Source organism: Stenotrophomonas sp. Steno-Z4 (assembly GCF_056393145.1).
The window spans coordinates 1,341,211-1,352,299 of sequence record NZ_JBWJPC010000001.1; the positions used below are offsets into that span (position 1 = coordinate 1,341,211).

Below are 11,089 nucleotides of genomic sequence, written 5' to 3' on the forward strand. Positions count from 1 at the left end.
ATTATTGACCATGAAGCAAGAGTCATTGGCGTGAAGACCGGTTTTTCGGCAAGAGTCGTGCGCGCAGACTGCGCACCTTCTTCTTCCACCGGTAACGCTCATGTCCCGTGGCATCCCCTTGGCCCTGTTGGCGCTTACGCTGGGTGCGTACGCCATCGGCACCACAGAATTCGTCATCGTCGGGCTGATCCCGACCATTGCCGCCGACCTCGGCGTGTCCCTGCCCTCCGCGGGCCTGCTGGTCTCGCTGTACGCGCTGGGCGTGGCGGTCGGCGCGCCGGTGTTGACCGCCCTGACCGGCCGGGTGCCACGCAAGACCCTGCTGGTGGCCCTGATGGTGCTGTTCACCCTGGGCAACGTGATCGCCTGGATGGCGCCCAGCTATGGCTCGCTGATCGTGGCGCGGGTGTTGACCGGGCTGGCACACGGCGTGTTCTTCTCGATCGGCTCGATCATTGCCACCTCGGTGGTGCCGAAGGAAAAGGCGGCCAGTGCGATTGCGATCATGTTCACCGGCCTGACCGTGGCGCTGGTCACCGGGGTGCCGCTGGGCACGTTCATCGGCCAGCACCTGGGCTGGCGCGCCACCTTCCTGGCAGTGGCGGCGCTGGGCGTGATCGCGCTGATCGGCAGCCTGCTGTTCGTGCCGCGCAACCTGCAGCGCAGCGAGCCGGCGACGTTCGGCCAGCAGCTTTCGGTACTGGCGCAGCCGCGCCTGCTGCTGGTGTATGCGATCACCGCGCTGGGCTATGGCGGTACGTTCCTGTCCTTTACTTATCTTGCGTCGATCCTGCAGGACGTCACCGGTTTCTCGCCGAACGCGGTGAGCGGCGTGCTGCTGGTGTACGGCGTGTCGGTGGCGATCGGCAACCTGTGGGGTGGCCGCCTGGCCGACCGCCGTGGGCCGATTCCGGCGCTGAAGCTGATCTTCGGGCTGCTGGCGCTGGTGCTGTTCGCGTTGACCTTCACCGCGCACAACACCTGGCTGGTGCTGCTGACGGTGCTGGCACTGGGCGCGGTGGCGTTCGGCAACGTGCCGGGGCTGCAGGTGTACGTGGTGAAGCAGGCGCAGCGCTTTGCGCCGCAGGCGGCGGATGTGGCCTCTGGCCTGAACATCGCCGCGTTCAACGTGGGCATCGCAATGGGTGCTTCGCTGGGCGGGCTGGTGGTGGATCACCTGGGCCTGATGCATACGCCGTGGCTGGGCGCGCTGGTGGTGTTGGGTGCGCTGGGGCTGACCGTGCTGAGCGGGCGGCTGGACCGGCGTGACGGGATCGAGGATCGCGCCGAGGGCGTGGTTGTCGCCGCCCATTGAGCCTTCTCATTTGATTCGTTTAACGGTGCACGGCGTAGCCTGCACTCCCCCACTGAAGGAGTTTTCCATGAGCATTCCCGCATTCGGCCTTGGCACGTTCCGCCTGAAGGACCAGACCGTCATCGATTCGGTCCGCAACGCACTGGACGTGGGCTACCGCGCCATCGATACGGCGCAGATCTACGGCAACGAAGCCGAGGTCGGGCAGGCCATCGCCGAGTCTGGCGTGGCGCGTGAGGACCTGTTCCTGACCACCAAGATCTGGATCGCCAGCTTCCAGCACGATGCGCTGCTGGAGAGCCTGCGCGAAAGCCTGCGCAAGCTGCGTACCGACCATGTCGACCTGACCCTGATTCATTGGCCGTCGCCGAACGACGCGGTGCCGATGGCCGAATACCTCGGCGCGCTGGCGCAGGCCAAGGCCGAAGGCCTGACCCGGCAGATCGGCATTTCCAATTTCACCATCGACCTTACCCGCCAGGCGATCGCGATCCTCGGTGCCGATGCGATCGCGACCAACCAGATCGAGGTGCATCCGTACCTGCAGAACCGGGCGCTGATTGCGTTCCTGCGTGAGCAGGGCATCCATGTGACGGCCTACATGAGCCTGGCCTATGGCGAGGTGCTGAAGGATCCGGTGATCCAGGCCATTGCCGAACGCCACGACGCCACCCCGGCGCAGGTCGCACTGGCCTGGGCGCTGCAGCAGGGCTTTGCGGTGATTCCGTCCTCGACCAAGCGCGAGAACCTGGCCAGCAACCTGCTCGCGGCGGACCTGCGGTTGAGCGACGAGGACATGGCGCAGATTGCCACGCTGGATCGTGGACAGCGGCTGGCGAACCCGGAAGGCATTGCGCCGGCGTGGGATTGAGGGTGATTTGTTCAGGATTCGATACGTAATCCTACATACCGTACCGGATCCTGAACATTCTCCCTGCTCTGCGCCCGAAGTGACCGACGCGCGCTGAAAAGTTCTCTATTCGACACAGAAGATGCGATAAGGTGTCGAATACTGAACTTCTCCGGTGAGCACGTGCAGACCCACTCCCAGTCTCCCGCCGCCTTGGCTGCAACGCTCCAGCTGGGCAGATCCGTCCAGGCAATGCGCAAGCGGCAGCGACTGACCCAGGAGCAGCTTGCCGAGCGTGCTGGCGTCGGCCGCACCACCCTGCACAAACTGGAAAGCGGCCACCCCGGCCTTGCAGTCGCCAGCGTGCTGGAAGTGCTTCAAGTGCTCGACGCCGGGATGGTGGATCGCATTCTGGATGTCGTGGACGCCGACCCGCTGGGACGCGCATTGGAACGCCAGCGCCTGCCTACGCGTGTGTCGCGCGACGATGACTTCTGAACTCTACGTTTTCGCGCCCGGCATCGTCGACGGTCGCCTCGACGGCGAACACCAGCTGTGCGGCCGGGTACGCTGGAGCAACGGCGTCGGGCAATTCACCTACGCCAGCAACTGGCGCCGCGGGAACGGCTTCGCGCTGGATCCCTTGAACCTCCCGCTGCGCGATGGCGAGCAGACGACGGCGGTCAATCAGGGCGTTCCAGGCGTGCTGGCCGACGCAGGGCCGGACAGTTGGGGCCGCCGCCTGCTGGAGCTGGAACGGGGCCCCCCGAATACGCCGCTCGATCTGCTGCGACTGAGCAACGGCAGCGGAACCGGCTGCCTGCTGTTTTCGCAGTCGCGGACGCGCCCTGCTCCTCCACGTGCGTTGCTGCCGCTCACCGACCTCGCCGAACTCGAACAGGCGGCACGGCACGTCATCCTGGGTGAGCCGATACCGCCCGAGGCAATGCAACACATCCTCGATGCGGGCAGCACTCTGGGTGGCGCGCGGCCCAAGGCAAATGTCATTGAACGCAGTAGTGTCAGAGAGAAGGCGAAGGTGCGCGATGAAGGGCGGGAGTGGATCGCCAAGTTCCAGAAGCCAGACGACGACATCGATATTCCACGGGTGGAGTGTGCCTGCCTGAGCTTGGCCCGGCGGGCTGGCCTGGATGTCCCTGACCATCGCGTGCTGGACATCAATGGCCGTTCACTGCTGCTGGTAGCGCGCTTCGACCGTCCTGAGCAGGGCAGGTTGCACTATCTGAGCCTGCATGCGCTGTTGTCTTCGGCCAGGATGGGCCCGAACGACGTGCGGGCGCCGCTGGGCCGGGTCACCTACGGCAACCTGGCTGCATTGTGTCGGCAGATTGGCGTGCCCGATGCCGGCTCCATTCTTTACCGCCGCATGCTGCTGAATGTCCTGATCGGCAATAGCGACGACCATCTGCGTAACCACGGACTGCTGTTCGACGGTCGCTGGCGTCACGCGCCCAGTTTCGACATCGTGGCCATGGGCGGCGACCTGCAGGCAATCGGCGTTGGCACTGAAGGACGTGTGGCCACCCTGCGAAACGCCCGCAGTGATCTGGCGCGATTCGGCCTGGACGATCAGGACGGGGAACGGATTGAAACCGAGGTGCTGGAGGCACTGGGCCATGCACGCGCCGAACTGGAGGCAACAGGGTTGCGCGCCGCGGATGTGGGCCGGGCGTTGCAGCGCATGCGCTTGCCTGGCTAGATCAGCGCTGAAGCCATTCCCGCATGGCGGCGTTGACAGCGTCGGGCTGTTCCATCGGTGCCAGGTGGCCGCAGTCGGGGATCACCACCAGCGTTGAGCCCGGCACCAGCGCGTGCATCTCCTCACTGATCGGCAGCGGGGTGATGCGGTCGTTGGCACCGCAGATGATGAGAAGCGGGTCACGGTAGCCGGCCAGTACGTCGTGGCCGTCAACGCGATCGAGCGCGCTCTGGCGCAGGAACACTTCGGCACCCAGGCGTGCGGTCATGTCACGCACGCGCTGTACCAGCACGTAGTCGTCCAGCCGCGAGGCATCGATGTAGCTGCGCATCAGCTTGTCGCCGAAGCCATGGAAGGTGCCGGGGAGGCGCACGCTGGAACGCTGCGACTGGCGCTGGGCGGCGCGCTCGGGCGAGTCGGCGTGGATGGAGGTGTCGATCAACGCCAGCCGCAGTACCCGCTCCGGGGCCACGCGCAGGATCTGCTGGGCGACGAAGCCACCGAGCGAGAAGCCGGCCAGGGCGAAGCGTTCCGGGGCCTGGGCCAGCACGTCGTTGACCACGGCCTGCATCGTCTCGCCGCGGGTCTGGTCGCCGACCGTGCAGTCGGCGATGTCGGAAAGGGCGGCCACCTGCGCGCGCCAGAGTTCGGCGTCGTTGAGCAGGCCGGGCAACAGCAGCAGCGGAATGCGATCGGTCATGACGTCATTGTCGGCTATCACGACGTCGAGGGGGCGTCGGTGCCGCCCGCGGGTTCAGTGCGTGACACCCTCCGGCGGCAGCGCGACCTGCGCTTCCTGCACCGGCAGGGTCACCACCATGACCGTGGAGTCGTCGGGATCGAGCTTCGTCTTGAAGCCCAGGCTCTGGCACATCGCCAGCATGGTGCTGTTCTCGCGCAGCACCTGGCCCTCAACGATGTTCAGGCCCAGCCACTGCGCGTATTCGATCATGATGGTCATCAGGCGCCAGCCGATGCCATGGCCCTTGAGGTCGGAGCGGATCAGGATGCCGTACTCGCCGCGATCGTAATCCGCATCCGCATGCAGGCGCACCGCGCCGAGCATGTCGCCACTGCGCGGGTCGATCGCCACCAGCGCGATGGAACGGGCGTAGTCGAGCTGGGTCAGGCGCGCGATGAATTCGTGGCTGAAATGCTTCACGGACTGGAAGAAACGCAGGCGCAGGTCGTCGTCGGTGACGCGGGCGAAGAAGGCGCGGAACAGCGCGTCGTCTTCCGGCCGCACCGGGCGTACGAACGCGGGCGCACCGTCGGAAAGCGTGATGGTGCGTTCCCACTCCTTGGGGTACGGGAACACGGCGAACCGCGGATGGCCACGGCCCTTGTGCAGCTTGCGCGAGGGCGCGATGGCCACGCGCGCGTCCAGTGCGATGACACCGTCGCGGTCGGCCAGCAGCGGGTTGATGTCCAGCGTGCGCACTTCGGGAATGTCGGCGGCCAGCTGCGCCAGCTTGACCAGGATCAGCGCGACGGCGCGCTCGTCTGCCGCCGGGACATCGCGGTAGGCTTTGAGGATGCGCGACACGCGGGTGCGGCCGATCAGCTCATGGGCCAGGCGCAGGTCCAGCGGCGGCAGCGCCAGCGCCTTGTCGTCGATCACTTCCACGGCGGTGCCGCCACGGCCGAACACCACCACCGGGCCGAAGGTCGGGTCATCGGCGATGCCGGCAATCAATTCGCGCGCCTTTGGCCGCACGATGGTGGGCTGCACCAGCACGCCGTCGATGCGCGCGTTGGGGCGCATCTCATGGGCGCGGGCGAGGATGGAGCTGGCGGCGGCCTGCACGGACTGCAGGGTGCCCAGGTTGAGGCGCACGCCATCGACATCGGATTTGTGCGGGATGTCGGCCGAGAACACCTTTACCGCCACGGTGGCGCCCTGCTCCAGCAGCGGCTGGGCCAGGTCCATGGCTTCGTGCGGGTCGCGCGCCTGCATCACCGGCGCGGAGGGAATGCCGTAGGCCGAGAGCAGCTGGTGGGTGGCGATGGGGTCCAGCCACTGCTGGCCGGCGGCGAGCGCGGCCTCGACGATGGCGCGCGCGGCGGCGGTATCCACCACGAAATCCTGCGGCAGGCTGGGCGGGGTCTCCATCAGCGCCGCCTGCGCATCGCGGTAGCGCACCAGGTGCTGGAAGCCCCGCACGGCTTCGGCCTCGGTCGGGTAGGTCGGCACGCGGGCGGCGTTGAGGGTGGCGGTGGCACGGTCGTCGTTGCCCAGCCACACCGCGAACACCGGCTTGTCGCGATGGTGTCGCGGGCGCAGGCCGAGGGTGCGGGTAAGTGCCTGCGCGGCGTCTGCCGATGAGGTGAACGCGGTGGGCACGTTGACCACCAGCACGGCATCGTTGCCGCTGTCGGACATCAGCGCATCGATGGCGGCGGCGTAGCGGTCACCGTCTGCGTCGACCACGATGTCGACCGGATTGCTGCGCGACCAGCCTTCGGGCAAGACGGCATCCAGCTCGGCGATGGTGCCGGGCGAAAGCTCGGCCAGGCTGCCGCGCAGGGCCAGCAGCTGGTCCACGGCCAGCCGCCCTACCCCGCCGCCGTTGCTGAGGATGGCCAGCCGGCGGCCCGGGAAGGTGCCGAGGCGGCCGAGCGTTTCGGCAGCGGTGAACAGCTCATCCAGCGCGCTCACCCGCAGCAGGCCGGCGCGGTTGAACGCGGCGCCATACACCGCGTCGGAGCTGGCCAGCGCCTGCACGTGGGTGTCGCCATCGGGATCGATGCGGATGTGGCGGCCGGATTTGACCACCACCACCGGCTTGGCACGCGCGGCGGCGCGAGCGGCGGACATGAACTTGCGCGCGTCGCGGATGTGTTCGACGTAGAGCAGGATGGCGCGGGTGCGGTAATCGGTGGCGAAGTAGTCGAGCAGGTCGCCGAAGTCGACGTCCAGTGCGTCGCCCAGCGAGACCACGGCGGAAAAGCCGACCGATCGCGCCACGCCCCATTCGACCAGCGCTGCGGCAATGGCGCTGGATTCGGAGATCAGTGCGAGGTCGCCCGCCTGCGGGAAGTGCGCGGCGATGCTGGCATTGAGCCGTGCATGCGGGGCGATCACGCCCAGGCAATGCGGGCCGAGGATGCGCAGGCCCTTGGGCCGTGCCGCCGCTTCAACCTGCTCGCTGAGCGAACCCGGGCCGTGGCCGAGGTTGGCGGTGAGGATGATGGCCGCGGCCACGCCGCGTTCAGCGGCGGTGGCCACCACCTGCGGCACGATGCTGGCCGGGGCGGTGATGACGACGAGTTCGGGCACCCAGTCGAGGTCCTTCAGCCGCTTGACCGTGCTGATGCCGTCGATTTCGCCGTAGCGCGGATTGATCCAGGCGACCTTGCCGGGAAAGCCGGTGGCGCGCAGGTTGCGCATGACCGCGCGGCCGGCGGAACGCTCGCGCGGGCTGCCGCCGACGACGGCCACCGACTGCGGGCGGAATACGGATTGCAGGTGGTAGGTGCTCATGGGGTCGAACAGTCACCGGGACACGTGGTGACACGGTACACGGCTGGCGGTCGCGTTGGGATGATCTGGCGCAAGGATCGGCTGCCGCCGCATCGCCACGCCGCACGCGGCGTGGCGACATGGTGCGGTTACAGCAACGTGCCGCGCAGGATCATCGCAGCGATGCTGAAGTAGATCACCAGGCCGGTGACGTCGACCAGGGTGGCCACGAACGGTGCCGAGGCACTGGCCGGGTCGAAGCCCAGGCGCTTGAGGATGAACGGCAGCATCGAACCGGACAGCGAGCCGAACGTGACGATGCCGACCAACGCCGCGCCGATGGTCAACGCCAGTAGCTGCCAGTGCTCGCCGTAGTCGTGCAGGCCGAGCAGCTGCCAGGACACGATGCGGATGATCGCCAGCACGCCGAGGATGGCACCCAGGGTGATGCCGGTAGGCACTTCGCGCAGCGCCACCTTCCACCAGTCGCGCAGGCGCAGTTCCCGCAGGGCCAGGCTGCGGATCAGCAGCGAGGTGGCCTGCGAACCGGAATTGCCGCCGGAGCTCATGATCAGCGGAATGAACAGCGTGAGCACCACGGCGCGGGCCAGCTCGTCCTCGTAATGCTGCATGGCGCTGGCGGTGAGCATTTCGCCGAGGAACAGCACGCTGAGCCAGCCGGCGCGCTTGCGCAGCATCTCGAAGAAGCCGATCTGCATGTACGGCTTTTCCAGCGCTTCCATGCCGCCGAACTTGTGCGCGTCCTCGGTGGATTCTTCGATCAGCGCATCCAGGATGTCATCCACGGTGACGATGCCCAGCACCTGCTGGCGCGCATCGACCACTGGAATGGCGAGCAGGTCGTGGCGACGGATCAGCTGAGCCACTTCTTCCTGGTCGAGCATGGCATCGACGGTCACCGGCGGATTGACCTGGGCCACCTCCAGGATCGGCTCGTCCGGCAGGCCGGTGATCAGCCGGCGCATGGTGACCACCTGCTGCAGGGCCTGGGTGACCGGGTCCAGCACATAGATGGCGTACACGGTCTCGCGGGTGCGCTCGACTTCGCGGATGTGCTGCAGGGTGCGGCCCACGGTCCAGTCGGCGGGCACGCTGACGAATTCGGTGGTCATCAGCGCGCCGGCGGTGTGCGGCGGGTAGCTGAGCAGCTGCTGGATGGCCCGGCGCGAATCGGCGCTGAGCAATGGGATCAGGCGCGCGCGTTCGTCCTCGTCCAGCTCATGGACGATGTCGGTGGCACGGTCGTCGGCCATCAGGCCCAGCAGCGCGGCGGCCTTGGCCACCGGCAGCGCGGCCACGAGGTCACCGCTGCGGGTGAGCTCGGGCTGTTCGAGCATTTTCACCGCGCGCGGCAACGGCAACGCGGCCAAGGTGTCGGCGGCGCGCGGCAGCGCCAGGGTGTTGAGGTATTCCACCGCGTCGGCGGTGTTGAAGTCCTGCAGGGGTGCACTCAGGGCGGCGGCATCCGCCACCGGGCGCAGGAGGTCTTTCTGGTTCATGGGGTTCGCCTTGTGGATCGCGATCGCGCGACGCCAACGCTGGCGAACCGTCCCGTGTCAGGCGGTGGCCATCGCTGGCGTCGAGCAAGGTCGACTTCTACTGTCGCTGGACATGGGTGTGGACTCCGGAAGGGTTTCGCTGGGCGCGCCGTGCTGGCGCGGTCAGCGGGCGGCAGTCTGGACCCGCACGCAGACCGGGTCAACCCCTTGCGGGCCCTCGTTCGGGCCCGGTTGAAGGTCATTGACGCGCGGGGCCGCATAATAGGCCGCCGGCGACAGGCCGATGATGCGATGCGCAGGTTTCCCCATGCATAGCGGTGCGCTGGTCCTGGCCCTGGTGCTGCTGCTGGCCGCGGTGATCGCGGTGCCGGTATTCAAGAAGCTCGGGCTGGGTGCCGTGCTGGGCTACCTGGCGGCGGGCGTGGTGCTCGGACCTGACGGGCTGGGCTTCGTGCAGGATGCCGACCGGATCCTCGGCGCGGCCGAGATCGGCGTGGTGATGCTGCTGTTCGTGATCGGGCTGGAGCTGTCGCCCACGCGGCTGAAGGTGATGCGGCGCTCGGTGTTCGGCGCCGGCACCGCGCAGGTGGCGCTGAGCGCGCTGGTGCTGGGCAGCCTGCTGATGCTGGACCACTTCCACTGGAAGGGAGCGCTGATCGTGGGCATCGCGCTGGCGCTGTCGTCCACTGCCGTGGGCCTGCAGCTGCTATCCGAACACAAGGGGCTCAACACGGATTACGGCCGGCTGGGCTTTGCCATCCTGCTGTTCCAGGACCTGATCGCGATTCCGCTGCTGGCGGCGATTCCGCTGCTGGGCGGGGCGCGCAATGAAACCCTGCAGTGGAACGACGTGGCGGTGGCGCTGGGCGCGCTGGCGGTGGTGATCCTGTGCGGGCGGCCGGTGCTGCGCTGGCTGTTCAACACCGTGGCGCGTACGCGCAGCCCGGAGGTGTTCACCGCGATGGCGCTGCTGGTGGTGCTGGGCACGGCGTGGTTCATGCAGACGGTGGGCCTGAGCCCCAGCCTGGGCGCGTTCCTGGCCGGCGTGCTGCTCTCGGACTCGGAATTCCGGCACGAACTGGAATCGCAGATCGAGCCGTTCAAGGGGCTGCTGCTGGGCCTGTTCTTCATCGCCGTGGGCATGGGCATCGACCTGGACCGGGTGGTGGCCGAGCCGTGGGCGATCGCGATCGGGGTGGCGGTGCTGCTGGTGGTGAAGTTCAGCCTGCTGTTCGGCATCGGCAAGCTGGCCAGGCTGAACACGCGGCACGCGCTGCTGCTCGGCAGCGTGCTGTGGCTGGGCGGTGAATTCGCGTTCGTGGTGTTCAACGAAGCGCAGCGCGCGAACCTGCTGGGCAATGCCAACCACGACCGGCTGGTGGCGATCGTAGGCCTGTCGATGGCGCTCACGCCGCTGCTGTTGATCGGGTTGCTGCGGTTGCTGGGGCGCGAACACGAGGTGGCGCGCGACAGGCCCGCGGCCGACACCATCGACAACAGCGGCACCGAACCCAGCGTGATGATCGCTGGCATGGGCCGCTTCGGCCAGGTGGTGGCACGCCTGCTGACCGCACAGAAAATCCCGTTCGTGGCGCTGGAAGCGAACCCGGATACGGTGTCGGACCTGCGCCGCTTCGGCAACAAGCTGTACTACGGCGACCCGACCCGGCCGGAGATCCTGCGCGCGGCCGGCGGCGAGCATGTGCGGGTCTACGTGATCACGCTGGACGACCCGGAAGCGAACATGCGCGCCACGCGGCTGATCCGGCGCCTGTACCCGGACGCGGTGGTGCTGGCCCGCGCACGCAACCGCCAGCACGCATGGCGGCTGATGGACATGTCGGCCGAACCGTTCCGCGAGGTGTTCGGCAGCAGCCTGGACATGAGCGAGCGGGTGCTGACCGCGTTGGGCCTTTCCACGGAGACGGCGCGCAACCACGTGGAGCGCTTCCGTGAGCACGATGAAAAACTGCTGCGCGACCAGTACCTGGTCTACGACGACGATGCCGCGGTCATGCAGACCTCGCGCGATGCGAGGGCAGATTTGATGCGCCTGTTCGAAGCCGATGCGGAACGCGATGAAAAGCCAGACAACCAACGCGACAATTGAACGGAACCGATCGGACGTATCCAGCTCCCCCATCGTTCGCCAGCAATTCGTAGCGCCGACTGTCAGTCGGCGACCGCGCGCAGCGCGGCCCGAAGATCCGCAGACACGCAC

Annotated in this window: 8 protein-coding genes; 5 read left to right on the top strand and 3 right to left on the bottom strand. The window is 67.5% G+C overall.

The features are described 5' to 3' along the window. The first annotated feature begins 100 nt into the window (after positions 1-100). The 4 genes from AC06E7_RS05955 (at position 101) to AC06E7_RS05970 (ending at position 3,885) form a co-directional block, all read left to right on the top strand. A complete protein-coding gene (locus AC06E7_RS05955) occupies positions 101-1,315 on the top strand; it encodes an MFS transporter (protein ID WP_478063490.1) in 1,215 nt (404 codons plus the stop codon). Positions 1,316-1,382: 67 nt separating this feature from the next. Continuing rightward, positions 1,383-2,186: a 2,5-didehydrogluconate reductase DkgB gene (dkgB, locus tag AC06E7_RS05960; RefSeq protein ID WP_217538940.1), complete on the top strand. Its 804-nt coding sequence runs from the start codon at positions 1,383-1,385 to the stop codon at positions 2,184-2,186. A 162-nt stretch (positions 2,187-2,348) separates the two neighbouring features. Next, on the top strand, positions 2,349-2,663 hold the full coding sequence (locus AC06E7_RS05965; RefSeq protein ID WP_320457731.1) for a helix-turn-helix domain-containing protein: 315 nt from the start codon (positions 2,349-2,351) through the stop codon (positions 2,661-2,663). Further along, entirely contained in the window at positions 2,653-3,885 is a 1,233-nt protein-coding gene (locus AC06E7_RS05970) for a type II toxin-antitoxin system HipA family toxin (protein WP_478063491.1), read from the top strand. The genes AC06E7_RS05965 and AC06E7_RS05970 overlap by 11 nt, the downstream gene beginning before the upstream one ends. A 1-nt stretch (position 3,886) precedes the next feature. Here the strand turns inward: AC06E7_RS05970 and AC06E7_RS05975 are convergent, their stop codons facing one another. The 3 genes from AC06E7_RS05975 to mgtE all read right to left on the bottom strand — a co-directional run bounded on the left by AC06E7_RS05975 (position 3,887) and on the right by mgtE (position 8,868). Then, the gene (locus AC06E7_RS05975; protein WP_320457729.1) at positions 3,887-4,585 is read right to left on the bottom strand and encodes an alpha/beta fold hydrolase; all 699 of its coding nucleotides are present in this window, start codon (positions 4,583-4,585) and stop codon (positions 3,887-3,889) included. Positions 4,586-4,639: 54 nt separating this feature from the next. Further along, positions 4,640-7,369 carry a bifunctional acetate--CoA ligase family protein/GNAT family N-acetyltransferase gene (locus AC06E7_RS05980; protein WP_426805244.1) on the bottom strand — a complete coding sequence of 910 codons (2,730 nt, stop codon included), beginning with the start codon at positions 7,367-7,369 and terminating at the stop codon, positions 4,640-4,642. Between the two features lie 128 nt (positions 7,370-7,497). Continuing rightward, the gene (gene mgtE, locus AC06E7_RS05985; protein ID WP_478063492.1) at positions 7,498-8,868 is read right to left on the bottom strand and encodes a magnesium transporter; all 1,371 of its coding nucleotides are present in this window, start codon (positions 8,866-8,868) and stop codon (positions 7,498-7,500) included. A gap of 307 nt (positions 8,869-9,175) precedes the next feature. Here mgtE and AC06E7_RS05990 point away from each other — a divergent pair, with 307 nt between their 5' ends. After that, a complete protein-coding gene (locus AC06E7_RS05990) occupies positions 9,176-10,978 on the top strand; it encodes a monovalent cation:proton antiporter-2 (CPA2) family protein (protein WP_478063493.1) in 1,803 nt (600 codons plus the stop codon). Positions 10,979-11,089 lie beyond the last annotated feature (111 nt).

Excerpts from the sequence above, each read along its gene's own strand:
- AC06E7_RS05955 (WP_478063490.1), top strand. The coding sequence starts at position 101 with ATGTCCCGTGGCATCCCCTTGGCCCTGTTGGCGCTTACGCTGGGTGCG.
- dkgB (WP_217538940.1), top strand. The coding sequence starts at position 1,383 with ATGAGCATTCCCGCATTCGGCCTTGGCACGTTCCGCCTGAAGGACCAG.
- AC06E7_RS05970 (WP_478063491.1), top strand. The coding sequence starts at position 2,653 with ATGACTTCTGAACTCTACGTTTTCGCGCCCGGCATCGTCGACGGTCGC.
- AC06E7_RS05975 (WP_320457729.1), bottom strand. The coding sequence starts at position 4,585 with ATGACCGATCGCATTCCGCTGCTGCTGTTGCCCGGCCTGCTCAACGAC.
- AC06E7_RS05980 (WP_426805244.1), bottom strand. The coding sequence starts at position 7,369 with ATGAGCACCTACCACCTGCAATCCGTATTCCGCCCGCAGTCGGTGGCC.
- mgtE (WP_478063492.1), bottom strand. The coding sequence starts at position 8,868 with ATGAACCAGAAAGACCTCCTGCGCCCGGTGGCGGATGCCGCCGCCCTG.
- AC06E7_RS05990 (WP_478063493.1), top strand. The coding sequence starts at position 9,176 with ATGCATAGCGGTGCGCTGGTCCTGGCCCTGGTGCTGCTGCTGGCCGCG.